Origin of the sequence: Vulcanisaeta distributa DSM 14429 (assembly GCF_000148385.1) — an archaeon.
Taxonomy (GTDB): Archaea; Thermoproteota; Thermoprotei; order Thermoproteales; family Thermocladiaceae; genus Vulcanisaeta; species Vulcanisaeta distributa.
This window is the reverse complement of the sequence record NC_014537.1, coordinates 1591457-1616600: the sequence shown is the minus strand read 5'-3', so window position 1 is coordinate 1616600 and position 25144 is coordinate 1591457. Positions and strand designations below refer to the sequence as shown.

The 25144-nt window shown below is 42.5% G+C and carries 25 protein-coding genes, 1 tRNA gene, 1 pseudogene and 2 CRISPR repeat arrays; of the genes and pseudogenes, 20 read left to right on the top strand and 7 right to left on the bottom strand.

The window, feature by feature from the left end:
* Positions 1-106 precede the first annotated feature (106 nt).
* On the bottom strand, positions 107-640 hold the full coding sequence (locus tag VDIS_RS08380) for a hypothetical protein (protein WP_013336800.1): 534 nt from the start codon (positions 638-640) through the stop codon (positions 107-109).
* 107 nt (positions 641-747) lie between these two features.
* Between VDIS_RS08380 and cas4a the strand changes: the two genes are divergently transcribed.
* From cas4a to cas4, 4 genes are read left to right on the top strand one after another with little or no spacing between them, the layout of a single operon-like run.
* Entirely contained in the window at positions 748-1545 is a 798-nt protein-coding gene (cas4a, locus tag VDIS_RS08375) for a type I-A CRISPR-associated protein Cas4/Csa1 (protein ID WP_013336799.1), read from the top strand.
* The gene (cas1, locus tag VDIS_RS08370) at positions 1538-2533 is read left to right on the top strand and encodes a CRISPR-associated endonuclease Cas1 (RefSeq protein WP_013336798.1); all 996 of its coding nucleotides are present in this window, start codon (positions 1538-1540) and stop codon (positions 2531-2533) included. Before cas4a ends, cas1 begins: the two co-directional genes overlap by 8 nt.
* Entirely contained in the window at positions 2534-2809 is a 276-nt protein-coding gene (gene cas2, locus VDIS_RS08365) for a CRISPR-associated endonuclease Cas2 (RefSeq protein ID WP_013336797.1), read from the top strand.
* Positions 2809-3381 (top strand): CRISPR-associated protein Cas4, encoded by a 573-nt coding sequence (gene cas4, locus VDIS_RS08360; RefSeq protein WP_148678295.1) that lies wholly within the window; start codon positions 2809-2811, stop codon positions 3379-3381. Before cas2 ends, cas4 begins: the two co-directional genes overlap by 1 nt.
* 108 nt (positions 3382-3489) lie before the next feature.
* Positions 3490-5847: a CRISPR direct-repeat array (repeat unit 25 nt; unit sequence CCTTCTATTCTCTTTAGAGAATATC).
* Between the two features lie 237 nt (positions 5848-6084).
* On the opposite strand, the gene VDIS_RS08355 is transcribed toward cas4, so the two are convergent.
* Positions 6085-6876, bottom strand: coding sequence for a BlaI/MecI/CopY family transcriptional regulator (locus tag VDIS_RS08355; protein ID WP_013336794.1), 792 nt, complete (start codon positions 6874-6876; stop codon positions 6085-6087).
* Positions 6877-6934: 58 nt separating this feature from the next.
* Between VDIS_RS08355 and VDIS_RS08350 the strand changes: the two genes are divergently transcribed.
* From VDIS_RS08350 to VDIS_RS08310, 9 genes are all read left to right on the top strand, one after another.
* Positions 6935-7342, top strand: a complete 408-nt coding sequence (locus tag VDIS_RS08350; RefSeq protein WP_013336793.1) for a hypothetical protein — start codon at positions 6935-6937, stop codon at positions 7340-7342.
* Entirely contained in the window at positions 7339-8412 is a 1074-nt protein-coding gene (locus VDIS_RS08345; RefSeq protein WP_013336792.1) for a DevR family CRISPR-associated autoregulator, read from the top strand. The genes VDIS_RS08350 and VDIS_RS08345 overlap by 4 nt, the downstream gene beginning before the upstream one ends.
* A 2-nt stretch (positions 8413-8414) precedes the next feature.
* Entirely contained in the window at positions 8415-9140 is a 726-nt protein-coding gene (cas5a, locus tag VDIS_RS08340) for a type I-A CRISPR-associated protein Cas5a (RefSeq protein WP_013336791.1), read from the top strand.
* A gap of 2 nt (positions 9141-9142) precedes the next feature.
* A complete protein-coding gene (locus tag VDIS_RS08335; RefSeq protein WP_013336790.1) occupies positions 9143-10357 on the top strand; it encodes a hypothetical protein in 1215 nt (404 codons plus the stop codon).
* Positions 10358-10360: 3 nt separating this feature from the next.
* Positions 10361-12079, top strand: coding sequence for a CRISPR-associated helicase Cas3' (gene cas3, locus VDIS_RS08330; protein ID WP_013336789.1), 1719 nt, complete (start codon positions 10361-10363; stop codon positions 12077-12079).
* The gene (locus VDIS_RS08325) at positions 12080-12838 is read left to right on the top strand and encodes a hypothetical protein (protein ID WP_013336788.1); all 759 of its coding nucleotides are present in this window, start codon (positions 12080-12082) and stop codon (positions 12836-12838) included. It begins immediately after the preceding gene.
* Positions 12839-12845: 7 nt separating this feature from the next.
* On the top strand, positions 12846-13676 hold the full coding sequence (gene cas6, locus VDIS_RS08320) for a CRISPR system precrRNA processing endoribonuclease RAMP protein Cas6 (RefSeq protein ID WP_245522490.1): 831 nt from the start codon (positions 12846-12848) through the stop codon (positions 13674-13676).
* A gap of 186 nt (positions 13677-13862) precedes the next feature.
* Positions 13863-15318: direct repeats of the CRISPR family, unit length 25 nt; unit sequence GATAATCTCTAAAGAGAATAGAAGG.
* Positions 15319-15476: 158 nt separating this feature from the next.
* Positions 15477-17291 (top strand): McrB family protein, encoded by a 1815-nt coding sequence (locus VDIS_RS08315; protein ID WP_013336786.1) that lies wholly within the window; start codon positions 15477-15479, stop codon positions 17289-17291.
* A 5-nt stretch (positions 17292-17296) separates the two neighbouring features.
* Positions 17297-18631 carry a hypothetical protein gene (locus VDIS_RS08310; RefSeq protein ID WP_013336785.1) on the top strand — a complete coding sequence of 445 codons (1335 nt, stop codon included), beginning with the start codon at positions 17297-17299 and terminating at the stop codon, positions 18629-18631.
* A 72-nt stretch (positions 18632-18703) separates the two neighbouring features.
* Here the strand turns inward: VDIS_RS08310 and VDIS_RS08305 are convergent, their stop codons facing one another.
* Positions 18704-18964, bottom strand: coding sequence for an APC family permease (locus VDIS_RS08305; RefSeq protein ID WP_013336784.1), 261 nt, complete (start codon positions 18962-18964; stop codon positions 18704-18706).
* 70 nt (positions 18965-19034) lie between these two features.
* Here VDIS_RS08305 and VDIS_RS08300 point away from each other — a divergent pair.
* The 7 genes and pseudogenes from VDIS_RS08300 to VDIS_RS12960 all read left to right on the top strand — a co-directional run.
* Positions 19035-19232 (top strand): annotated as a pseudogene (locus tag VDIS_RS08300) (acetamidase/formamidase family protein); the annotation flags it as partial.
* Positions 19233-19397: 165 nt separating this feature from the next.
* The gene (locus tag VDIS_RS08295) at positions 19398-19892 is read left to right on the top strand and encodes a hypothetical protein (RefSeq protein ID WP_013336782.1); all 495 of its coding nucleotides are present in this window, start codon (positions 19398-19400) and stop codon (positions 19890-19892) included.
* A gap of 108 nt (positions 19893-20000) precedes the next feature.
* Positions 20001-20363 (top strand): hypothetical protein, encoded by a 363-nt coding sequence (locus VDIS_RS08290; RefSeq protein ID WP_013336781.1) that lies wholly within the window; start codon positions 20001-20003, stop codon positions 20361-20363.
* Between the two features lie 343 nt (positions 20364-20706).
* Positions 20707-20940, top strand: a complete 234-nt coding sequence (locus VDIS_RS12965) for a hypothetical protein (protein WP_216086129.1) — start codon at positions 20707-20709, stop codon at positions 20938-20940.
* Entirely contained in the window at positions 20912-21796 is an 885-nt protein-coding gene (locus tag VDIS_RS08285) for an AAA family ATPase (protein WP_216086128.1), read from the top strand. Before VDIS_RS12965 ends, VDIS_RS08285 begins: the two co-directional genes overlap by 29 nt.
* Positions 21797-21855: 59 nt before the next feature.
* Positions 21856-22245, top strand: coding sequence for an aspartyl protease family protein (locus tag VDIS_RS08280; protein ID WP_013336780.1), 390 nt, complete (start codon positions 21856-21858; stop codon positions 22243-22245).
* A gap of 181 nt (positions 22246-22426) precedes the next feature.
* Positions 22427-22606 carry a hypothetical protein gene (locus VDIS_RS12960; RefSeq protein WP_216086127.1) on the top strand — a complete coding sequence of 60 codons (180 nt, stop codon included), beginning with the start codon at positions 22427-22429 and terminating at the stop codon, positions 22604-22606.
* Positions 22607-22647: 41 nt separating this feature from the next.
* Here VDIS_RS12960 and VDIS_RS12875 read toward each other — a convergent pair.
* From VDIS_RS12875 to VDIS_RS08260, 4 genes are all read right to left on the bottom strand, one after another.
* Positions 22648-22788: transfer RNA gene (locus VDIS_RS12875), tRNA-Pro, on the bottom strand.
* Positions 22789-23021: 233 nt separating this feature from the next.
* Positions 23022-23159: a hypothetical protein gene (locus tag VDIS_RS12870; protein ID WP_171804854.1), complete on the bottom strand. Its 138-nt coding sequence runs from the start codon at positions 23157-23159 to the stop codon at positions 23022-23024.
* Between the two features lie 5 nt (positions 23160-23164).
* The gene (locus VDIS_RS08265; RefSeq protein WP_281041836.1) at positions 23165-23494 is read right to left on the bottom strand and encodes a dienelactone hydrolase family protein; all 330 of its coding nucleotides are present in this window, start codon (positions 23492-23494) and stop codon (positions 23165-23167) included.
* A 101-nt stretch (positions 23495-23595) separates the two neighbouring features.
* Positions 23596-25113: a hypothetical protein gene (locus VDIS_RS08260; protein ID WP_013336778.1), complete on the bottom strand. Its 1518-nt coding sequence runs from the start codon at positions 25111-25113 to the stop codon at positions 23596-23598.
* Between the last annotated feature and the right edge of the window lie 31 nt (positions 25114-25144).

Below are 25144 nucleotides of genomic sequence, written 5' to 3'. Positions count from 1 at the left end.
CCTCAAAATCAAAACTAAATAATAAATGAATACACCCCGAATAATTCAATAACAATAACCATAGTAACAAACAAAAACAATAGACGACTTCTTAATTAACAAGCCATCAATAATGACGCATTATCCCATCACCTCGCACAACCTTGTACGGATTTAATACTGGATTCAGCCTCTCCCTTAAGCATTCCTCAAGCCTAATCCTTAACTTATTCCTGACTCTCCTATTGCCTTGCTTCTCATCGCTTAGTCCTTTGCATGTGACCACGTATATCTTCAACTTACCGATCTCCTCCCTCAGGATCTTCTTAACAAATTCCTCCCTACCCACGGCATCAAGCCCAACCCACTTATCATGCTGGACACAAACCTCATCAAGGAAATGCATCAAGAACCTAACAACACCCTCAGAACCACCTATATTGGCTGGGCAATGCTCGTTTAACAACCTACGGGCAACATCACCAGCCTCACCAACATAATAAATAGTGGAGCCATCAAAGAAGACGTAAACACCAGCCTCATGAACATCAATGCTCCTGCAATCATAAACACCAAATCTACAGTCGCTAGGTGAAATACCGATTTCACCCAAACAATGCCTAATAACCTCCTCTAAGTCAAGGCCATCTACCTTAATCATTAGCTATTACTCAAAAGTAATTAGTAATTCATATTTTTAATTTCTCAATTAATTGATACGCATCTCACAATTAAGAATAAAACACGTAAGTAGGCACAAGTGGACATATGGTATTGCCCAGGTGGGTTTGGGACTACATTAAGGTGACCATGGAGGGTGGGTCCTACGCAGAGATTAGGGGTTGGTTTAGGGACGCGGTTGCGCCAAGGCATGTGGTTAGGCCCACGGTGTCCGAGGTCTCATCGCCATGCCCAACAAAGCGCGATGCATACCTTAGGCGTGTAGCCGGTGTCACAATGGAGGACAGCGAGAGCCTAAGGCTTGGGAGGATGGTGCATGAGGTCTTCCTGACGCCATTCAAAGAATCAATACCATTTTCCCAACTCGACAATAGGTTTGAGAGCATAATTAATGAGTATGGCGACCTAGGCAATAAGTACAGGGCACAACTATACGAGGTTTACACGAAGGCCGTGGCCACGTCCCTCAACGCCCGTGAGGAGGGAATACCCATTAGCGTTGAGCCGGCAATACCGGGAGCACCCATTGGCTTATCCGACATTGTTAAGCCCGACATACTCGTGGGCTTCATACCCGTGGAGCTGGTGACTTCGTCACAACCAACGGAGGAATTAACCAGTAGGAAGGACATAGCAGTTACGGCATACGCACTGGCCATAGAGGCTTGGATCGGCCACCCAGTAGACATCGGCGTAGTACTCCACATAAGCATTAATGGTAAACCAAGACTCACCTGGAGAGTGGTTAAGATAGACGACACATTAAGAAGGGCATTCCTGGACATGAGAGATAACGTGGCCAGAATAATCGAACATGGGGATGACCCAGGGCCAGCGAGCTCCTGCCCAAGGACCTGCCCATTCTACGGTGTTTGCCATGGCTAACGAAGTATTCATAACAGAACCAGGGACAAGGATAGTGGCTAGGAAGGGCTCAGTAATAATCATGGGCAGAAACGGCAACAGGCAGGTGCTACCGCCAAACACGGAGGAGGTGATAATCGCAACATCGAGAGCCTCAATAACCACAAAGGCAATAAGAATACTCGCCATGAAGGGCACAAACCTAGTAATCCTAAACCCACTCGGCGACCCAGTGGCCATAATTACACCACCAATCATAAACAAAACCGTCATAACCAGGATAAGGCAGTACGAATTATTCCTAAACAATGAAGCAAGGCTTGAACTGGCACGCAGGATAATAACATGCAAGATAGAAAACCAGGCAAGACTCATCAGGTACTTCGCCAAGAGCCGCAGGGAGCAATCACTGTATGATATCGCCTACGCAGTATCCTCAATCGCCACACAACTAATGTCCATAGAAACAAACAAACTAAACCCAGAAATCATAGAAAGCATGGAAGCCCAGGCAGCCAATAAGTACTGGGACGCAGTGGCAACACTACTACCAAGCCAATTGGGATTCCACGGCAGAAACCCAGAGGGCACAGACCCAATGAACCTAGCCCTAAACTACGGCTACGGAATACTCTACTCAACAATGGAAAGATACCTAATAATGGCGGGGCTCGACCCATACCTAGGCATACTCCACACAATAAAGAGCGGAAAACCATCACTAGTCTTCGACATAGTCGAGGTATTCAGACCCGTGGCCGTAGACAAACCATTAATAACTGAAATAAACGACATCAAGCTAAGCACGGTGAATGGATTCCTCGACTACGACTCAAGGAAAGCAATAGCCAGGGTAATACTCAACAACATGAACAGGGACTACATAAACCCAAGGACAGGCAGAAAAGCATCACTAACCGAAATAATGAAACACGAAGCCTGGAACCTAGCATCAACAATCAGGGAAGGCAACGTGAACGAGTATAAGTGCTTCACATGGGTGTACTGAATGTATGTGCTGGTATCATACGACATAAGCGACGATAGGAGGAGACTCGAGATAATGAACAAACTAAAGTCAATGGGCTACGTAAGGGTACAAAGAAGCCTATACATAGCAAGGGGCGGCAACGCCCTAGCCAAAGACACCGCCAGGGCACTAACAAGACTCATGAACAGGGAGGACTCCGTGGTAATACTAATCATTGATGGGCAAACCCTGAATAATGCAATAAAATTGGGCACGGCAAACCTAGCAATACCAAACGAACCAACGGTGATATGATGGACTACATACCAATAAGCATGATAAAGGAATACACCTACTGCCCAAGACAGGCATACCTAAAGATAATGATGATGAAAGAACCACCAACAGAATCCATGAAATACGCAAAACAAACACAAAACACAGAAACCATAACCAAAACAATAAAAGAACTCGGAATACAGGGAGAAGTAAAACTCGAAGCCCCAGTAAAATCAACAAGCCTCGGCATAGTAGGCAGGACAGACGCCGTGGTAATAAACGGAAATAGGGCGGTAATCATAGAAACAAAACTAAACACAGGAAGCAAGAAAAAACTATACACAAAATACAACCACATACTAGCCCAAGCAACAGCATACGCAATAGCAGTCGAAGAAACAATGAAAGTCACCGTAGACAAAATAATAATCATAAACCAAGAAAAACAAACAACAATAACCATAAAACCCACACCAAACCTAAGAACATGGATAAAAAGAACAATCCAAGACATGAAAAAACACATACAAAACCAAGAACCACCACCAAAAACCACAAACAAAGCAAAATGCAAAGCCTGCTACTTCAAAGACATATGCCCACCATAAACCACCCTCCTTAAAAATCTTCATAACCGTACTTCACAGACTCAAACCCAAAGTAGGAGAAATAACCTTACTATCCTCATTTAAAGAATATCATACTAGCCAACGCTTCCTTCTATTCTCTTTAGAAAATATCTGAATGGCACGTTTGTGAATACTATCACACCACGAAGGTTCATGAATTCCTTCTATTCTCTTTAGAGAATATCCTCATGAACTAAGCACCTGCGCAATGAAGTAGTACGGATAGCTTCTCCTTCTATTCTCTTTAGAGAATATCTGGCGTATTGCCAAGCGGGTTCACCGTGCCCGGGTACATAACCCTTCTATTCTCTTTAGAGAATATCAGGAACGGCGTGTTCACGATGGGTGTTCCACCATCGGTTTGGCCCTTCTATTCTCTTTAGAGAATATCTCTCCTTAGTTCCTTGGCTAGGTTCCTCGCCAGGGACTTCAGCCTTCTATTCTCTTTAGAGAATATCTCACTGAGACGTCTCCGATAGGTTTGCATGCTTCAAGGACTGGGATCCTTCTATTCTCTTTAGAGAATATCATAAGCAGTTAGTCCGCATTGCGGTTCACTACCCAGAGGTGGTTGAAGAATCCTTCTATTCTCTTTAGAGAATATCCTGGATATTCATACCAGCAAACGTACGCAGTAGGTTCATGTTCATCCTTCTATTCTCTTTAGAGAATATCGTTCAACGCATTTTTTAATTCTGCAAGGTATCGGCATGCCTTACCAATGTCCCTTCTATTCTCTTTAGAGAATATCATTAGCTACGGTCCACTATCACAGACGCTTAGGTCACTTTATTCAACCTTCTATTCTCTTTAGAGAATATCAAAAAAGAGGAATGGGAGGACAAAAGCCAAGCCTGTATGGAATCCTTCTATTCTCTTTAGAGAATATCGAATATGTCGAATGAGCTTCTAGAACTCAACTGTGGGGATGGGAAGAAGCCTTCTATTCTCTTTAGAGAATATCCTTTAACGGTGTAGACGGTGTAGATTGATTGTAAACAGTTTTTGTTTTCCTTCTATTCTCTTTAGAGAATATCCATTTATGTGGCTGGTGGCGACGTGGCTGGCAGGAAATTCCCCCTTCTATTCTCTTTAGAGAATATCGTAGCGTGAGTCAATTGGAGTCAACAATCCAGGCGACACAACCCACCCTTCTATTCTCTTTAGAGAATATCTCTCTCCTAGAGGAGACGGCTTCCTGGATTAGGTTCATTGTTAATTCGCCTTCTATTCTCTTTAGAGAATATCATAATCCACAACCTGCCAAAGTTCAATGTTCCCCATCTTCATCCCTTCTATTCTCTTTAGAGAATATCGGGGAAAAATGTTGAAATCAAGGTAAGGGAGTTATCAAGCACCTTCTATTCTCTTTAGAGAATATCACCCATGACGCTACCGAGGACTCAGACGGATTATGAGAAGGTCGCGTCGACCTTCTATTCTCTTTAGAGAATATCGAACCTATTCGTCTACGACCCACTGTGGAAACAGGTACTGAGCTTAGCACCTTCTATTCTCTTTAGAGAATATCATTTCAACCCAGGCACTGGGTTCAGCAGTAATGACGCAATAATCTACCCTTCTATTCTCTTTAGAGAATATCCAAATGCTCTAATACAAGTATGTCAGAGTCCAATCCCAGGGTTCAAGGGAGTCAACACCTTCTATTCTCTTTAGAGAATATCTGAGTTTGAAAATGTTTTCTCGGACGATCTATATAGATTATGTCCTTCTATTCTCTTTAGAGAATATCGCATACTCGCCATTAACGCCGTCCTGGTGTTCACGGGAATCGATCCTTCTATTCTCTTTAGAGAATATCTTTGAAGTCAGCATCTAAGTCCGCAATGTAAATACTCCCTGCCCTTCTATTCTCTTTAGAGAATATCATTATGGCTTCCTTGTCAAGTTCATCGAATAATCCCTTGTCTATCCTGCCTTCTATTCTCTTTAGAGAATATCATACTTACTTAGGAATTTTCTGAATGGACACAATGGTGCTAAATCACCCTTCTATTCTCTTTAGAGAATATCCCAATCGGCATACCAAAGGACGTGGCAACCACACAGAAGCCAGCCTTCTATTCTCTTTAGAGAATATCCCCCAATGTCCCATTCATGTACCCAAGCCCAATCGCCTGGCTCAACCTTCTATTCTCTTTAGAGAATATCTGGATAGAGTACACACCACCTGGGTTGGGAAAGTACTTATCCTTCTATTCTCTTTAGAGAATATCCATTGATGTAGTAGTATGTGTTAGGCATTGTGCGGAAACTAGCAGTCCTTCTATTCTCTTTAGAGAATATCGCGTCATAAACGCCAGGACCTGGCTAGGTTATACGGGGAACTCCTTCTATTCTCTTTAGAGAATATCAATCACATCAAGTGGGCAGGGCTACACATGGATCATCAACAGCACCCTTCTATTCTCTTTAGAGAATATCTGAGACATTGCTTTATAAACTTATTTATAAGTTTTTCTTCATATGGATTTGTTTGTCATCGGAACATTAATGCCCACGAACATTCATGGCTCATCCCTGCTCCCACGATCACATGGCATAGGCAGTAAATGTTCTGACGGTTACATTCAATCCCACATAAACGCAGGTCTTCCCACGGTCTCAAATATTCAATTCCAAATAATAGATATCTTAACAGCGTTAACGTAATGTTTTAAACTACGATTCACCTCGTTGGATCTCCACCTTGCCAACGAGCATTAATCCCAGGGGCTTTAACTCATAGTAATGAGCCTTACCTCTCTTTTCATAGTTAATTAGTCCTTTTTTGACGAGCTTCACGAGGATCCTCTGGACTGTGGCCATGGATACACACCCACCTGGCCTCTTGCAATCCCTATTGAGCTCACCATGTATGTCCTTAGCCCTGTGCTTACCAAGCCCAATTAACCTGAGGACCCTATACTCATCAAGCGACAGGTCGGCCAACCTAGGCGTGACAGGCCACGGAATAACCCTCTCCTCAACATTCCTAAACAAAGCCCTAACCGACGGACTCTCCTCCTCAAGCATAACAAAGACGCTATCCACAGCAACACCGACATAACGACCCACCGAGGACAAAGCCAACGCCAAAAACATCAAAGCAACACTAAGCCACCTAAAACCACCAGCCATACCAATAATAACCCTACACGGGGCATAACCCTCAACCAACGACCTAAGCCAAGCCACATTATTAGCAATGCCAGCCCTAGGATCAAGCCAAACATCAACAACCCCAATACCACTATCCAACTCATTAACAAACCTGCGGAGGACCCCCATAGCCTCAATGGGCTGCTTCCTACCACCCCTAAGCACGGATTCAGACACAGTCCTAGGCTCACTATTAACCAGGAAAACAACATCACCACCCACAGGCCCAGCCCTAACCAACGCCTGCCTCGCATTACCAGGATAAAACCCAACACTAACAACCACACACTTCCTAACACTCAACTTCTCCATAAACCGAGAAACATGTCAAGTAAAGGTATATAAAACTAAGTAGCTCAGTACTTAGACTATGAGCGAGTCTAAAAATTCACTACAAAGGCAAGAAACAGAACAATCACAACCACATAATAAATCTCAAGATGAAATTAAGGAGATTTTAAACGCGTTAAAGGATATAGCTAAGAACGAAGATTTTGCCTATCCACTTAGAAATTACATCTTTGAGCTAACGAGACTTCATGATGTCGATGCGGATTCATATTATGAAGAATTCATGGAATTTCTATACTTTCTAAAGTCTACAGAAAAAATTAATCAGGATATCATTGAAAAGATTTCTAAGCTTGGTTGGCCTAGACTAAGGAATATTTTAGTATCATTAATACCATATCTCAACTTAAAGAAACCGAGCGAAGAGAAACAAGCCAATCAAATAATTCAACAAAGCCAGAGTAATAACCAGGTGAGACCCGCATGAGCTTGCAAACCAACCAGAGCGAGAGGCCAATCTTCTTCTCAATGTCCATGAGGTTCATTGCGGCTGTTGAACATGCTAATATGATCGGCATAATACCCGGGTCTAACATCACAAAGCATAGGTTCATACATGTGCCAGTATTAATAAAGAGTGAAGATGGTAATGTAAGATTTAAACTAGTTAAGGTTCCATCCATCTCTGGGCAAGCAGTCCTAAACGCGTACGAGAGGGCCCTCGTGGATTACGCGGTCAAGGCTGGCTTACCCATAGATGATGTATGCAAGCAGTACAACTTCATTAAGCATGCAAATGATGAAAACGGCAGTGAAGATGATTGGATAAAGAATTGTTTAGTTGATGATTTAACCGGTTATTTAGCACCTAAGGTCAATTTAAAGAAAACTTCTGCAGTGTGGTTTTCGTACGTAGTGCCCGATTTAACAATAGGGAAAGCACTCCTTGACTATCAGATGTTCACTAGATTCACGCCTGAAGCTAAGAAAGGGGAGCAATTCGTTGGTGAGAGGGAGAGTGGACATGCGGTTTATAGACTTAGCGTAGCAATTAATGTTAACAGTATTGGGCGTAGCGGCAAAGGCGATTTAGTAATAGGGGATAAGAATGCTAGAAAGGAGAGGATAGAAGCTGCGTTTAAGGCATTGATGCTTATGTTTAATGGTGGTTACATAGGCGCTAACAAGACGCGAGCATTGATGACTGAATATGTTAAGCCTACATCACTGGTTGCCTCAGTATCTGTCGGCTTACCATTCATGGTGTCACCGGCAGAAGGATACGACTATATAGTCAATACCTACGAGAGAGCCAAGATTTTCGTCAATAAATTAGGCACTGACATCAAGGTTTACCTATATTACCTAGCTAGTAATGATGCTGAAGAACCTAAAGACTGTAGATCAGATAATCAAAAGTCTCAGACTATTCAATCATCACCACAGGACGGTGGTAAGTTGCAATGTGAATCTGTTAGCACTCTTAATGAAGCAATAGAGAAGGCGCTCGATAAGGTACTTGAAGAAATGGGTTTTGGCGGAAACGGTGGTTCTTAGCTATGACTAGGGCATTTGCAGTTAGGTTAAAGATGCATGGACCCATAACTGTTCAATACCCAACCTTAAGTACTGCAGGCGGATCATACATGCTTCCACCACCATCAACGTTAATTGGAGCCTTATACTTCGCGCACACGGCGCGAAACGGCGTGTATAAGGAGGTTGAGGAGTTTAACAATGATGAATGCTCACCAGCTTATGGATGGGTTAAGAATGGTGTAGTGCTCGACGCTGTAGCAATACCGGTTGGAAAGATGGCTATGACAAACACGTTACTAAGGCTCTTCAATTGGACCAGGAGTACTAAAGAGAACCCATACACGGTCGGTTACATGGGTTTATCCTACATTACGGAGTTAGTCGCCATCTACGCAGTGAGGGATGACATGTTTAATGAGTTGAAAAGAAGCGCCTGGGGTATAGTGAGGCTGGGGAAGAAGGAGGGCTTAGTAAGCGTCTTAGAAGTCAGCGATGTCGAAGTTATTGCAGGGACCCAGGAGCGACTTATTGTTAATAGTTACTTCCCCAAGGATGTAGCATCCTTAATGCAATACAAATACGACATATTCATGTTCCCAGACCCAAGCAGCAAAAACACCTATTGTGGTGGAAAGCCGGCAATTAAGGAGTACGTCTTTAGTGAGGATGGAGTTGAAGTAGGCGAAATCAATCCAAATTATAAAGTTGTTAAATATGGAGATAAATACGCCATACTGAGGTGGTAGTTATGAGCACTTGGGAATACACAACGCTTGGCTGGTTTAAAATGAATGCATTAGCAGCTGCATTAATACCATCACCTTCCATTAATGAAGATAATATAGGAAACCTCCAAGCCTTCGTTCAAGCACTATTACAACAAGGAGTTAATAATGTACAAATACCCTTAACAAATAATGACTTACAAACAAAGAGTTCAAAAACCTCAGCCAATAACCGTTCTCCTACTGCTGGAGGCCCGCTTGGAAAAATCATCAATTCCGTATTTGGCGATAATGCTAATGCTGTTATTGGAAGAATCCAAAATGTTAAACGTAAGTACATACCCGGTAATATTGCCTTAGATATAGCATTGCAGATTCTTAATAACGGAAAGCTATGGTATGGCGAAGTTGATAGATATAGCGTGGCACCTAAGGTTTTCGTGGCAGAGTTACCAGGCAATGCTAAGCTAGGTTTCCTGGATTATGAAGAGGTTAGCAAATCAAAATTATTTGCGGCATCATTAATAGATGTTGCCCTAGGTTTAATCGGCGCCGTATTAACATACGTATATAATATTAGCAATAGAAGAGGGCATGAAAATGAAGCACATTACTTTTTCCTAGGGCTTTCACCAAACCTTTGGCAACGCATTGGCGGCAGCGCTAAGGAGGTGCTTGATCATTACAGGAGCATCAACAGAATGTTCAGTTCAGTTATAGATCTCAATGAGAAGAAGGTTGGGTTAATTACTGATTTTGCCTTTATCTACGCAGCGGCTAGGATTAAGCAGTATTTGCTTAAGCATGTTACAAAGGAGGAGGTGCTTCAAGAGAATTATTACATGGACTTGCTAACTTTATCAAGGAGTGGCAATACTCAAAACTTTATTGTGAATCTCAATACTGTCTCGCTAAATGATTACCTAGTCGCAATATCGAGGTCCAACACGGCTGGGATCATAATAGGCATTGGCGGATTACTTAAGAATTGGGATAAAGTAAGTAAGGGAAATAGCGATCTCGGAGAGTCTGTCATTGACGTTGCCAATACTGTTACTGAAAATATCACTAGGTTTACCAGCAATGGTGATTGCCACGAAATTGCGGAACTAAGTCATGCTGTAACTGTATTCATAAATGAGTGGAACACCACTTTCATAAATCTATCTAACAAGAATAGTGGTATTCAACATGCATATAATCGATTAAGGTACGATGTTAATAAGATTAGGTGTTGAGCTATGAGAGAGCTAGTTAACGAGGCAATAAATGGCCTAGTTAATGAATATCCTCACATTTCTACGGTGATAGTCGAGGCGCCGACTGGGTATGGCAAGACCTTTAATTCTCACATTCCATTTCTTAAGTTCAAGGATATGGGCTTAGCGCGTGGCTTTATCTACGTGGCTCCAACAAGGGCTCTCGTCAGACAGCAGGCTAGGGATTTTCTAATTAAATTACAGGGACAGGGGTTTTCAATAACTTATCAATCGATGGATGTTAATTTAAAGGTTGAGGTCCCCAATATTAGGTCTGTAAGCCTGACTAAGAATCCATTGCTTAGCAGTGATGTTAATGTTACAACGATAGACTCATTCATGTTCAATTTAATGCGTATGCCTGTTGAATCACTAAATAAGCCTGTTAAGTGGCGTTATGCAACCTATAGGAGTTACATATTCACGTCGTACGTATTCCTAGATGAGATTCACTTAATGGTTGAAGGCTCAGGATTACAATTATCATCAATACTACTTGGAATTCATGAATTGACTGCCTCATTCACCCCATCTATTATCGCCTCTGCAACTCTCGGTTCTGGGCGAATTAAATGTATTGCAACAGGTAAATGTGGTGACACTAGCTTAGAAACTTATAGGGAAGTGGCGAATAGGGTGAGGGTATATAGACTTGGAAAAGAAAATAGCAAGGATGGAGTCTTTGTAACGATTCGAGATAAGGATTGGGAAGATAAAACATGTGAGCAGAATTTCAACTTTAAGGAATTAAACAATATTGACGAGATTATTAAGATAATTAAGGAACAATACAGTAGAGTCCTTATCTTAACAAATACGGTTAAGAAAGCTGTAGATATTTACAATTTAGTAAGTGGTATATTCGGTAGTAATAATGTTGTTTTACTACATGGTAAACTGGATGAATATGATAGGGATATTAACGCTAGAAACATTGATAATGCTAGGATCATAGTAGGTACCGATGCCATTGGAGTTGGTATAAATCCCCCAAATGTTAATGTATTAATCACTGACATACCGTCCAGTATCGATACATTTATACAGAGGATTGGCAGAATATGCAGGAATGTGGAGCAGGACAGGGACTGTCACGTATATTTACTTAGAGAGGGTGAGGAAGAGGAGATTCCAAAGTACTATACTGAAGTTAGGGATAAGCTGCATGAGTTTAATTGGCGACTACCTTATGACTGCGTTAAGAAGAGGGGCTATGACTCCCTGATTAATAGCTATGTGGAATTTCAAAGTCCCGATATTTCAAGCTACCAAGACCTTTATGCTAAGTTATCATTCATAGTCATTGATCAAGAAGACCTAAAAAGGAGTTACAGAAGATACTGCAACTTAATTAGGGATTCCGTATTAATTAGGGGCATCACTAATGTAGATGAACCTCTTACTTACTCTATGGCGCTATCGATGAGGGATGCTGAGGTGCTTGCTAAGGAGTATGGTAAGGATATTGACATAGTGGCATACGCGCTTCACGAGGATGGTAATTTACAGAAAATTTCCATTAATAATGATGTTAAGGAAAGCGTATTAAAAGAACTAGCAGATGAAAGAAAGAACGAATGTAATAGGTATTTTGAAATAAACAATGAGATAAACAAACTTGGCAGTAGCTATAAAGCGCTCATCATCTGGGGTATTGATGTGTCGAGGATTTATAGAAGGGGGCTTGGGTTGGTGATCTAAATGCCCTGCTACTCATTTATTAATGAGGATTTCAAGGATCATGCAAGGAGAGTTTACGAATGCGTTAAAAAAGACGGCAGGATGCCTGTCCTTACAAGGAAGTTTATGCTTATTGTTAACAGCATTGAGAAGGAATCCGTGAATAATCTTAAATATGATGAATTCATAAATGATGTAATTTTAATAGGTGCTACGCTTCATGATATTGGAAAGGCCATTGCCCACTATCAGAATGGCGATCTACGAAGCTTTAAGGGGCATGACTTCATAGGCGCATTGATAATGTACGAAGCATATAGAGCTCTTAAAGAGTCGAATTGTGCGATTCAAGCAATTAAACTTCGAGGTATTGATGACTTGATTCAATTATTACTCATTGTTCCATCATTATTCCATCTTTACCTACATAGAGGTAAGGAGGAGAGCTGGAAAATTCAAGATATAAAATACAATATTAGTATTCCTAATATTAAAATAACTAATGATTGTATAAGTGCTGTAATAGATGTTCTTAATTTAGTAAAGGATAATGCTTCCTCAGAAATAGGGAGAAATCTTACGGATTGCATAATTAATGTCTTTATTAAGGGTAGTAAGGTTAATGATTATCTTGTAAAGTATGGGTTGCATGATTTAGAGAATACTATAAACATGTATTATAGTAGGTTTAATACTACAAGGGGATATAACTGGTTTTTTGAAAGTATCATAGCGATAGTTAATGAGTGTGACTCTGAGGCTGCTAAATCTAGGAGGTGAAATATAGATGCGCATGCTTTTTCTAGCTCCCTACTTTTCTGTTGATTATCCATTAAAGTTTGGGAGTTGGAGTGGTAGGTTTGTTAATCGTGTTGTTAGTGAGGTTCTTGAGGGTGTTGGGATTAAGGTTCCTCATAATGCTAGGGAGAAGCCCTTCACCGTGACGCCTATACTTGACTTGGAGAGCAATGTGGTGGGTGAGTTAATTCCCGGTAACCAGTATTGGTTTAGGGTCTCACTGTTCTGTAGTGAGGTTGATTGTGGGAGTGTTGTTGATGCATTTACGAAGCCTACGCTAAGGCTTTCAACGGGTATGGCGCTTAATGTAGTTAAGGCGAGTGTTGCAGGTGGAGAGTTGTCACTACAGGGCAGTGATTATAGGGCTGTTGTTCGTTGGCGTGTTAGGTTTTGGCCTACGTCCTTTATTTTTAGGAGTCATTACGTTACTTGGCCTAGTCCTGCTAGGTTTTTGTCTTCGGCTGGTCTTACCCTTGCTAGGGTTTTGAGGGGTGTGGATTTGTTGGTTGGTAGGGGTAGTGAGTCTTTGGTTGGTGTTATTGGTGGTGTTGATCTTAAGGGTTTTGTTAGGGACCTGGTCTTTAACACGGAGGTTCTTGGCATGAGGGTTAGGAGGTTGGTTCTTAATCTTGGTAGGGGTAGGAGGGTGCCTGCCTTTGAGGGTGTTGCTGAGTACGTTACTTATACGGATAGGCCCAGCTTGTTTAGGCTTCTTCTTGATGTGGTTAATGCTTATGGTGTGGGTAAGAATAGGGCGTTGGGCCTCGGTTACGTGGTTGCCGACGTCGTGGATATTAAGCGCCTATCGAGAGGCCGTTAAACCGCAACCGTGGGAAGACCTGCGTTTATGTGAGATTGAATGTGATTGCTGAAACATGTATTGCCTGTGCCGTACTTATCGTGGGAATAAGTACGTGCCGTGCATGTCCGTGAGCATAAACGTTCCGATGATAGACAAACCCACGCGAAGAAAAACTTATAAGCAAATATATAAAATAACGCCTCGGATAATCTCTAAAGAGAATAGAAGGGGTGATGGGTTTCATCAAGGTCGTTTCATGCATTGAGTACGGTGATTTATGATAATCTCTAAAGAGAATAGAAGGTGAGGTGATTACCGAACACCTTGAATTCCACGATACCGTTGAGATAATCTCTAAAGAGAATAGAAGGGGACTAACCTCAATTAACTTCGCACCACACGGTTCAACACCACCGAGATAATCTCTAAAGAGAATAGAAGGACCCCACACACACAACCCTACCCTACCTAACTACCCTACTATAAGAGAGATAATCTCTAAAGAGAATAGAAGGCTTTCCTTAAGGAAATCACGGAATGCTTGATAGACTGCTTTAGATAATCTCTAAAGAGAATAGAAGGAAACCATCATGAATTTCATTGCCTGGCAATACTGGCACCATCTTTGATAATCTCTAAAGAGAATAGAAGGCTGTCGGCTTACCGTTAGGGTCCGCAGGGACTCTTATTATTGTATTGATAATCTCTAAAGAGAATAGAAGGTTTGCTGGTAAGTAGCTGTGTTGACATTCAACGCATTCACAGTAGATAATCTCTAAAGAGAATAGAAGGACAATAGGGGAATGGCCGTCTGGCAGTACATCATAATGACTACTGAGATAATCTCTAAAGAGAATAGAAGGTGTCAACCACGCCTTAAACCACTCACATGCATCGTCATTTTTAGACACGATAATCTCTAAAGAGAATAGAAGGTAATCCCTCTTCAAATGTCATTATTTCCTGCCCCGTATCTTTTAACGAGATAATCTCTAAAGAGAATAGAAGGCGAAGTTATTCCATTACCTGCGAATTTGAGGTGTAGGTGATTAGGAATGATAATCTCTAAAGAGAATAGAAGGTTTCTTTCATACATTGTTTTTGCTCAGGACTGATTTATAAGTTTTTGATAATCTCTAAAGAGAATAGAAGGATCTGCGTGCACCCAATCCCCTCGAGTTTGCAGTAACATGAGTCTGGGCCGGCGATAATCTCTAAAGAGAATAGAAGGTCACTATCTCGACCGCGGTCGGCGGCGGCAAGACAGGCCTAGGCTGGTAATCTCTAAAGAGAATAGAAGGGTATTTCGAGTGGCTTCAGTTCACGGCACCAGGCACCTACGTATTCAGGATAATCTCTAAAGAGAATAGAAGGACTAACGGTGTAGCTGTTGACAGTACGGGCAAAACAAATGACTCCAAGATAATCTCTAAAGAGAATAGAAGGTTCACGTACAACTCGGTTTACAACGTGTGGATATACAACGGAACGGATAATCTCTAAAGAGAATAGAAGGCGTTGTTTGGTATGTCGATGAATGAGCCAGGGACCTCAATGTGGTGAGGATAATCTCTAAAGAGAATAGAAGGGAGGAATTCATGAGTGCCAGGATCGAGTATGTGTGTGAGTACGAGAGATAATCTCTAAAGAGAATAGAAGGAACATTGCGAAGCCCGTGGTTATCAAGAACTTACCGAACCAGATATTCTCCAAGAGGGCATAGTGGTAATGTGGGTTAGTAGTTGTTGTGTTTGTTTATATCTTGGTTTAGTTAGGGTTGAAAGTTAGTTTAATATAATTGTTTGTGATTGGTTGTTGATGGGTTGGTTTGTTTATAGGTCGGTGTTTGGTGGTTTTGATGATTTGGGTAGGGTTATTGAGTGGGTTAGGGAGAGGGGTAGGGGTGAGTTGCCTTTTGTTTGTGTTTTTCCTGGTAATGCTGAGCATTGGTTTTGGTCTCTTAGGTATTCTGTTGAGGGTGAGGTTGGTTATGCGCTTTGGGGTGATAAGGCTAGTGGTCTTGAACAAATTAAAGATATTAGTGATATCACGGGAATTCCATTTAAGGCCCTTGTTGATAGGTATGTTGATGCTCTCTTTGAGAGGAAAGAGGATGATAACAGTGTTAGTTTGTTGTTGAGGGATGCTGGTAGTGCGAGGCCTGTTATTGGTGTTTTCTACGTGAAGAATGTCGGAATCGTTGGTTTTGGTTTAGTTACTGATATTACCCTTGATGCCTTCAGGAACTTTAAGTATTGGAGAGAAGATCAAGGTCATTGGGTAATTAGATGGAGGATGAGAGTCCTATGGCTTCATCCTGGCGTTAGAGATCTTTTAAGGAATCCAGGCTTTACATGGAAGGATGAGAAGGAATTGATTGATAAATTAAAGAGTAGAATTACTGAAGATAAAAGCATTAAGAGTGAGATTAATGAGTATATTAAGAGTATTGAGAGTATAGTACCAAAGCAAGGAAATATGTGCCTTTCAGATGAGAGTAAATTATTAGAGGTTTGGCTTAAAATAAATGCTATACTTAGTGATAATGATGAGGTTAATTCTATGGTTGAGTTTTACGGATATGCCCAATCCTCCGTATTATCTATGTTTGAGACTGTGAGTATTTCCGAATTGAATATTGACTTGATCGTTAAGAAAATATCTGAGGAGCTTTATTTTGACGAGGCATTCATTCGTAGATTCGTTAATGCTGTGCGGTTTGGTAATGTTCTTCTTGTTGGTCCTCCTGGTGTGGGTAAGACTAGTTTGGCTGTTAGGGTTGCCAAGGAGTTAGGTGGTGATGGTGGTTATATGATTAGGGTTGCCAATGCCCTTTGGTTTAGGCGTGATGTAATTGGTGGTGAGACTCTTGAGGAGGGTTCTGTTAAGTGGAGGGCTGGCATGCTTATTCAGGCCTATAATAGGGTTGTTGAGAGGCTCATTAATGGTGATAATAGGCCGTTCTTCGTTATAATCGATGAGCTTAATAGGGCTGATGTTGATAAGGCCTTTGGCGAGTTCTTCGCAATATTTAGATCGCCCAATCCCAGTGATTGGGAGCTTCCTATTGACCTTGTTAGTGAGATTGAGGGACATGGAGAGAGAATCGATGAGGAGGCTAAGCATTTTCTTGAAAACTTTAAGTTGGCTAAGGATAAGTATGATGATCCTAGTTATCCCCTGAGGTATATTAGGATAATAGGTACTATGAATGTTGTTGATATTAGGAATTTATTCATTGTGGGTGAGGCGGCGCTTAGGCGATTTATATTGATGAACATTAAATGCCCTGAGGGTGATAGTGATGTTAGGAAATTCCTGGACAAAACTAATCATTTAAAGTTGAGTGAGGAGTCTAAGAAGCTTATTGCTGACTTTGTTAGGGAGATTCGTGGACAGCTTCGTGATAAGCCGCCCTGTGTTTCTCCAGGTGCTGTTAAGTTGGCTGTTGAGTTGTTGGATAATGCTGTTGGTCAGGGGTTGTTGGATGTTAATGATAAGAAGAGTATGCTTGAGTATTTCGTGAGTTATCTTGAGTCGTCGTTAGGTATTGTTGTTGGTGAGCCTGTTAAGAGGTTTAGGAGAGTTGTTGATGAGGTTACGAAGAGACTTATAAGTGTTAGTGAGAAGTAATTGGTATGAGTGAAGGGGTTTCTAGGAAGGTAAGGAGGATTAGAAATTTATCGATTCTTGTTGGTAGGTATTACCTGGAGCATTATGGTTTACGCAGGTCCTCTAGGATCTTGCGTGTGCTACTTGGCCGTATTTCAAGTGGTGAACGTGTGCTTGTTGATGAATTAACGAGAAATTACTTATTTGTGTCAATGAGTAATATCGCTATTAATGATGTAATTAATGCAGTAAGGAAGGCTATCAATGATTATATTAGGTATAGGGAGTTCAGGGTAGTCGTTGATAATCAGGTATGGGGTGTTCTTGATGTTCCGCGTACAGTAATTACGTATCCTGCCAGGCTTTATTCATCATTAACCTACCTACCAACCATTAGGTCACCAGAGTACCTATTGCTTAGGGAGATGGCGATGAGGATACTTAGGTCCACTAAATACGTGATTGATTGGTATGAAAATGCCGTGAAGAAAAGTGCCAGCAACGAATTAAGTAGGGAATTAGGTAATGAGGTTGAAGGCCTACGAAGGAGACGATTAAGGTTGAGCCAATTAGTTAAGAGGTTACCATCGGCGAACGTTAGGTATGGTCATGAGGATATTGTGCTGGAGGTTGGGAGATTAATGCCTTATGCGCCGTCATGGTTGTTAGAGGCTTATGATGCTTACTTACTAAGTAGGTTTATTCCTAGGGGGAGGATTTATGCGTCATTGAGGCGCAGGGTTAGTGATCGTGACATGGTATTGCTTGGTTGGAGGCTTTATGAGATATTCGTTTATATGCTTGTGCTTGACATATTCCTCAGCAGGGGTTACAAGGTAACTAGGAGAAGGGCTAGAGTCCTGGAGTTGGTGAGGGATGGAATTACCATCAATGTGATCTTTAATAAGCCGTTAGAGAACTCGAATATAAGGGCTGTTGATTCGAATGAGGACTTAGCAATTAAGGTGAGGGGTCGACCTGATGTTTCATTGGTTAATGGTAATAGTAAGACGATAGTTATTGAGTGCAAGTTTTCTGAGTTACCCACATACATAACCGCTGGTAGGTATAAGGTCATGGCTTACATGTATGAGTATAATGCTGATCTCGGAATACTGGTGTTTCCAGGCTTGAATACGAAAAGGATATACGACGAGGAAGATAGGGCAACTGTAAGGCTTTGGGATTTAATGAAGAATAGCGGCCATGTCGAGATAACGCTAGATAATGGCAGGAAATTATTCATGGTTAAGATAGACCCTGGCGAGTCTGATGATATTTATAAAGTACGAGATGTGGCTAAAGGGAGATTAAAGGATGTACTCGATTTAATATTTCAAATGACTAATGATAAGTCATAACTGAATAGTAAGGACGGTTTCCAGATATAGTATCGCGTTAATACCTGCATATAATACGTATAACCAGCCGCCCTAAGCACTAATTTTAGGATGAAAACCCCTCTCGATATATCTATAATATCCACCACTCGATGCTACCTTAAGCGAGAACTCATAAACCGCATACGCCGCAGACGCAACACCGAGTGCTGCAAGAACGACTGAAAGAGGCGCCGAACCATATGCAAAGGCCGCAGCACCGCTTAACGTAACTAAAGCCGCAATTTCGGTAGCCGTGAAACTTAGAGATTGAAAACAAGTTTCAAAAAGATTGTAATACTGAATCTTAATCAATAGCTATTTTCTTTACCATTAACTTTATACTCTATATATTAAGAAGTATATTAAGAATGCCTAGGTCGCTATGGCTATTTATACAATACATGCAGTAACCCATAGTAAGTGGGATAATTCCCTGAGCCCTCTCTTAACCGTTAAGGATGGGGATGTTGTTGAGGTTAGGGAGACTTCTAATGGGCAGGTTACGCCTTCATCCACTGCCCAGGATCTTGTAAAGCTTGATTTTTCGAGGATACACCCGTTGACTGAACCTATTGTCGTCATTTTACATCGATACTCCATATTTTGAAAATCGATCGCAATGCCTACTAAGTGGTATTGAATTTAATCTCTCAATTCCTTTGCTCGATCTTTATACACTCACACTTAACCGCTGTAATTGGTGGGGTGGAATTAATTTTTATACCTGGTTGTGTTTAATTCCTTGATGGGTAAGTCGAGGTTTGTTGTTGCCTTTGGTGATTTTATTATTGATGCTCCGATTGGTAGGAGGCAGGCTGGGGCTTTGTTGAGTTTGTTGAGGGTTTTGTATGTTGATTACCTTGGTGCTTACCGTAATTATCGTGGTGTTGTTTTGAACATTGGTAGGTTTGCCCGTAGGTTGGCTGTTAGGATTGTTAGGGAGTTTGGCATTGAGTGTAGGGAGGGCACTATGTTTCGTGATCCCTGCCTCGTGATTTACGATGTTGGTCTGGACATACCGCCTATGGTCTTTAGGGTGGGTGGTGATGCTTCCTTTGAGGATATTCTGCGTGAGGTTCTTAGGAGGGGTTTCATTGATGTTGTTGGTGATTTGCATGTTGAGGTGACTTACGTGTATAGGGATGGTGGTAGGTTGAGGGTTGGTAGTGATTACTTCAGGGTTGTTGTTAATGGACCCGACGATATATACATTGAGTATAGGGACCCAGACGAGGAGTGAACTGGCATTAAGTCTCCTCATGCACTGCTCATTGGGTTAACGGTGTACTTAATGAGTGATTGAACGTGAAAAGGCAACATTTATATAGCCGGGTTGTAGCCAATGCTAATGGGTGTCAATACTGGATTGAGGGGTGGCGAGTCCCTTGGTAAGGAGCCATTTTACTTCAAATCCTTTGATAGGGTCATTGGCGTGGCTCACGACGTTAATGAGTTGAGGAGCGAGTTTGAGAGGCTTCTTAATGTTGATCCTAAGGCCCTTGAATATCACTTGAGGGAGGGACATGTTGTTCAGTGGCTTGAGTACATGGGCGAGACCGAGCTAGCTAGGAGATTGGTGGGTGTTGTTGATCCTAAGGTCGCTTATGAAATAATAAGTAATTACCTCACGATGAATAGGGATAGAAAGACCGAGGAGACGCCTAAGAGCCAGGGCAGAGGTAAAAGATCCAGGGGTTCAAGGAGAACATGACTTAATAACCTTCACCTTTAATCTTCTGGACTTAATCACGGTCTCGGGTACTGGCATGCCTATTCTATCTGCGATCATCATAGGCCCCGAAGCCTTTAACTCACTGGTAAATGCTTGGTATGGTAATGAACCTTAAATCATTCATTTTATAATTCACTAGTTATTATTAAGTTATTATGAAGGATAGTATAGACCTTAATTCCAGTATTATTATTGCATAACCTTCATTATCTTATTTCTATTCATGCTTTAATGCATAATTAAACAATGTGCTGTGGCGACTCAATGCATGGATATGATTATGTATTTACCAAGATGACTTTATTAACTTCTGGGGGTGGAAGTGCTCTTTGATTTACGGCCGAAGGACACCAGGTCTGACCTCTTTGATAGGGAGGTTGAGCTTGGCAGGGTCGTTGAGTATGTCGGTAGGTTGGGTTTACCCATTACCCTAGTCCTCGGCTTTCGTAGGGTCGGTAAGTCCTCCTTAATACTCGTGGCCATTAGGGAGTTGGGCCTCCCATCGATATACATTGACCTAAGGAAATTTGAGGAGAGGCAATACCTGGTCATATAGGGACTTCATCCTTGAGCTTCAACGTGAGGTTAACAACCTCACCAGTAGGTTTCCTGGGTTACTCGACTTCCTTAGGAACATAAGTGGCGTTAACATCATGGGCAATCAAGTACTCTTCTCCTGGAAGGGCAGTAACAGGGCTTCCCTCTCCTCATTACTCGAAGCCCTAAATGATTGGGCTAGTAACGGCGTAGTCATTGTCCTTGACGAGGCTCAGGAGCTCGTTAAAGCGAGGGGCTTCAACGTATTGCCAGTCCTCGCCTACGCATATGACAACCTGAGGAGGGTTAGGTTCATAATAAGCAGCTCAAAAATGGGGCTCCTTTACAGGTTCCTTAGGATTAGGGACCCTGAATCACCACTCTTCGGCAGGGCAATGGGCATTGTGGAGTTATCGCCCTTCACCAGGGATCAGGTGGCTGAATTTCTGAGGCGGGGTTTCGAGGAGTTGGGTATTGAGTTTAGGGATTTCGATGCTGTGTATAAGAAGCTCGGTGGTATCCCAGGCTGGCTCACGTACTTTGGCCTTAGGTACTACGAATATAGAGACCTGGATAAGGCGATTAATGAGACCATGAGTTACGCAACAGCGTTGATAAGGCAGGAATTCCATAACTTCCTAACCGATAAGGTGGCAGCGAAGGATAGGTACCTGGCAATAATGAGGATTGTGGCGAGGGAATGCGCGGGTTGGAGCGAGATCAAGAACGGGCTCGAGGCGGTGCTCGGCATGGAGGTTAGCGACTCAAGGATAAGCGAGTACCTAAGGCAATTGCTTGACTCGGCCTGGATAATCAAGGTGGGCAATAAGTATTGCCCAGCTGAACCATTGATAGGCGCGGCATTCAGGACCTGAGGATCATAGGCAATTAAATTAATTTTTTAAGGATAAGATAGCAAGTGATTAAACCAGCCATGGGTGTATTCAGCGTTAAGGCGCGCATTTGGAACGTCAGGGAGCCCGCCAGGTCAGCCACGGTAGATCTACTCGTGGATATAGGCTCAACATACACCGTGATACCCAGCAGGGTACTCGAGGAATTAGGCATCAAGCCCATTAGGACCGTTAGGCTTAGGCTAGCTGACGGTAGGATTGTTGAAAGGCCGTTGGGTGAGGTGGGCATTGAGGTTGAGGGATTCGCAGCGTCAGCGACGCCGGTCATCTTCGGTGATGAGGGTATCTACCTACTTGGTTCAGTAACCATGGAGCAACTCGGCCTCGCCCCAGACCCCATCGAGAAGAGACTAAGGCCCACTGAGGCGTTGCTAATGGTTACGTTGATCAACGCCTTACTTAATCATTAAAGTCCTTTTAACTTCCTAACGACATTAACACTCAATATGCACGTAACAGCTAAAGTCAGGCTCTGCAACTCGCAGGATACGGGAAATGCCTAGAACTTGAATTGCTCGTTGACACGGGCAGTATCTACATGTGGATTAAGGCCTCAAGACTCAGGGAATTGGGTATTGAACCGATGACTAAGTGGGGTTCAGGACGATCGAGGACAGGGTAATCGAGAGAGACATTGGCGAGACAATAATTGAGCGCATGGGTGAGAGAATAACAACAATCGTAGCATTTGCCGAAGAAAATAACGTAGAAGTTCTCAGTGCATGCTCACTGGAGGGTCTCAGGTTGGAGGTGGACCTAGTAACGAAGTAATTAAAGAAGATTGAAGAATTATTCGCTGGGTGAATATTCCGTGGTGGGGCCGCCGGGATTTGAACCCGGGATCACTCGGGCTCCCAAGCCCGCAGGCTCTTTTGTTGTAGCCTGCGGTGGCTGCCCAAGCCGAGCTTTAGGTGCAGTGTCTGCATATCCTAGCCAGGCTAGACTACGGCCCCATTCCTCATTGATTTAATGTAGTTTTTAAGTTTTTACTGATGGGCTTGCTTTACGTGAGTGCTGACTTATTCCTTATGGCGAGTTGTTTAGTGATAGTAATGAGGATGGCTCATTAATTGTTAGTGTGTATTAACGCTTAGTGTGGGTATGTATTGTGGGATTACTGAAGGGTTGAGTAAGATTAGTTATAGAGGTGGTGAGCGTGAACATGGGCAATGCATTAAGAAGGGTTTTATTGCTTGTGGGTGGTATTTCCGTCTCTGTCCTTGCGCTTCTCCTTCTTCTCCGCCTGCTCTAGTATTTCTACCCACGTTAGGAAGCAGTCAGTCACCGTGCTCCCCGTCCATTTCTGCTTCTCCTCACCGCCCATGTTCATCAACCCAGGTACTTCCTGAAGAAATTAACCGTCCTCTCCCAGGCATCTTTCGCAGCCACCTCATTGTATGCGGGCCCGCCCTCCGTGGCGAAGGCGTGGTACGTGCCTGGGTAGAAGGCCATCTCAAACCTAGGCTTGTGGGTGAGTACGGCCTTTATTAAGTCCGGTATTCCCTGGTTTATGGCCGGGTCCTCACTGGCGTAAATAGCCAGTATTGCCCCCTTGATCTTAGCAATATCATTTATGTTCTTCGGATTTCTGCCGTAATAGATCACCGATGCGTCGAAGGATACCCTCGTTGATGCCTCAAAGGCTAAGCCAGATGCTATTAAACTTAAAGCATATAGTGTGGTTGTTAAGCAATTCCACAGATTAATGCCGGTTCTTTTTAGTAGGTTTTAACTAATGCAGGGTTAATCTAGTGTTTTGTTCAGGCCCGTGGGCTCTGAGCGGCGTTTTGGCAGTTTAGTTTTATCATTGCCTTAATTATTGCCTTCGCCCTCCTCGTCTTACCCTCGCTCACTGCCTCATCAAGCATTTCCTTCAATACCTCACAAACTCTAGTCAAGAGCTCTGGATGCTTTATGATTTCATCCTTGATTATGTAAACCATAAACCCATTACCTCGCTGGGATAGCTCAGCATTAAATCCAGCCCTTCTTAGGGCTTCCTGAATCGTCTTAGCATTCTCAAATTTGCTACGCCAAGCCTTAAGCGTTACATAACCGTTATAGCTCACACTTACGGACATCCTTACATCAGCGATGACCTTAATTGACGACTTACCTCTTGACTTAATCTTCATGTCCACCAGTACTAATAACCGCTTAAGCTTCTCGGCATCAGATAACGAACTTAAGTCCTCAATCAAAGCCCTAATCAACACATCACTAAGCCACCTCTTAGCGAGCCCAACAGCCTTTGAGTAATAGATATAGATTTCTTTCTTGTACTCACTATCGTAATCCCTAAAGCCAAGGTTCTTCATTCTCCTAATAATATCCCTCCATAACCCGTACTTCGAATTACCAATCATAAGCCTAACCCTCTTTCCCTTAACATCAACAGCACCATCCCCGAGAACTGCAGTCAATAGGAACGTTAGGAACACCTCATCATCAAACTTATGGACCTCTTTAGCGACCTTAGCCTTGCTTTTAACCCTATGGTCCATCGCCGTTAAAATCCACACAATAGCTACATTATCTTCATTGAGGTTCACGCCATGCACGAGCACGTGATTCCTCCCAGGCCATGCCATTAACCATATAACAGTCTGCCAAATTTGGTTTGTATTCATCTCTGGGTTACCAGCTTTATTTATTGCCCCGTCCGTCAGTAATAGGCCGTACCTCATCGCCCTTAGTTTTACGTCATTGAAGAGCTTGGGCATTATTATGCGTACGCCCCTAAGACCAGTCAATGTTATTACTACAGTCACACTTCGCCTAACCCTACTCACCCCAATCGCCAGGTGTCCTGTGTATAGATGCACCATGAAGCTCTTATCCTCATTAAACGGCTCTCCCGTTATTATTACCTCAACTTTTCCCTTCCTTAGCTCCTCGATTAGTTCCTCGAGCTCTGGTTTGAATATGCTTAGCCAATTTTCCTTAGCTTGCCTCACGAGCATTAACATTTTCTCGCTTACCTTGAGCATTGCCATCCTTAGCTTTGCGATATTTTCATCATTGCCTCCCTTGATTTTCTCCCTAATCGACCATAACCAATTACTTAAGTCATTGATTACGTCGTCAAACGGCGTCGCTAAACCACTTAATAGTACACTTTTGTGCTTCTCGACTCGGGTTAAGAACTCGCCTATCAATTTCATGGTCTCCTCAATTATCCTTGGATCATTGACAGTCTCACCGCACACAATTCTCTTTGAGCCCTTAACCTTAACGCCCCAACAAACCCTCAATGGCTTAGCAATCTCAAGAGCCATGAAACATCCATAAGCTAATCCCCAGTAAGAC

What these genes read in the sequence shown, in the direction of transcription:
- VDIS_RS08380 (WP_013336800.1), bottom strand. Translation starts at nt 640, where the DNA reads ATGATTAAGGTAGATGGCCTTGACTTAGAGGAGGTTATTAGGCATTGT.
- cas4a (WP_013336799.1), top strand. Translation starts at nt 748, where the DNA reads ATGGTATTGCCCAGGTGGGTTTGGGACTACATTAAGGTGACCATGGAG.
- cas1 (WP_013336798.1), top strand. Translation starts at nt 1,538, where the DNA reads ATGGCTAACGAAGTATTCATAACAGAACCAGGGACAAGGATAGTGGCT.
- cas2 (WP_013336797.1), top strand. Translation starts at nt 2,534, where the DNA reads ATGTATGTGCTGGTATCATACGACATAAGCGACGATAGGAGGAGACTC.
- cas4 (WP_148678295.1), top strand. Translation starts at nt 2,809, where the DNA reads ATGGACTACATACCAATAAGCATGATAAAGGAATACACCTACTGCCCA.
- VDIS_RS08355 (WP_013336794.1), bottom strand. Translation starts at nt 6,876, where the DNA reads ATGGAGAAGTTGAGTGTTAGGAAGTGTGTGGTTGTTAGTGTTGGGTTT.
- VDIS_RS08350 (WP_013336793.1), top strand. Translation starts at nt 6,935, where the DNA reads ATGAGCGAGTCTAAAAATTCACTACAAAGGCAAGAAACAGAACAATCA.
- VDIS_RS08345 (WP_013336792.1), top strand. Translation starts at nt 7,339, where the DNA reads ATGAGCTTGCAAACCAACCAGAGCGAGAGGCCAATCTTCTTCTCAATG.
- cas5a (WP_013336791.1), top strand. Translation starts at nt 8,415, where the DNA reads ATGACTAGGGCATTTGCAGTTAGGTTAAAGATGCATGGACCCATAACT.
- VDIS_RS08335 (WP_013336790.1), top strand. Translation starts at nt 9,143, where the DNA reads ATGAGCACTTGGGAATACACAACGCTTGGCTGGTTTAAAATGAATGCA.
- cas3 (WP_013336789.1), top strand. Translation starts at nt 10,361, where the DNA reads ATGAGAGAGCTAGTTAACGAGGCAATAAATGGCCTAGTTAATGAATAT.
- VDIS_RS08325 (WP_013336788.1), top strand. Translation starts at nt 12,080, where the DNA reads ATGCCCTGCTACTCATTTATTAATGAGGATTTCAAGGATCATGCAAGG.
- cas6 (WP_245522490.1), top strand. Translation starts at nt 12,846, where the DNA reads ATGCGCATGCTTTTTCTAGCTCCCTACTTTTCTGTTGATTATCCATTA.
- VDIS_RS08315 (WP_013336786.1), top strand. Translation starts at nt 15,477, where the DNA reads ATGGGTTGGTTTGTTTATAGGTCGGTGTTTGGTGGTTTTGATGATTTG.
- VDIS_RS08310 (WP_013336785.1), top strand. Translation starts at nt 17,297, where the DNA reads ATGAGTGAAGGGGTTTCTAGGAAGGTAAGGAGGATTAGAAATTTATCG.
- VDIS_RS08295 (WP_013336782.1), top strand. Translation starts at nt 19,398, where the DNA reads ATGGGTAAGTCGAGGTTTGTTGTTGCCTTTGGTGATTTTATTATTGAT.
- VDIS_RS08290 (WP_013336781.1), top strand. Translation starts at nt 20,001, where the DNA reads ATGGGTGTCAATACTGGATTGAGGGGTGGCGAGTCCCTTGGTAAGGAG.
- VDIS_RS08280 (WP_013336780.1), top strand. Translation starts at nt 21,856, where the DNA reads ATGGGTGTATTCAGCGTTAAGGCGCGCATTTGGAACGTCAGGGAGCCC.
- VDIS_RS12870 (WP_171804854.1), bottom strand. Translation starts at nt 23,159, where the DNA reads ATGGGCGGTGAGGAGAAGCAGAAATGGACGGGGAGCACGGTGACTGAC.
- VDIS_RS08260 (WP_013336778.1), bottom strand. Translation starts at nt 25,113, where the DNA reads ATGGCTCTTGAGATTGCTAAGCCATTGAGGGTTTGTTGGGGCGTTAAG.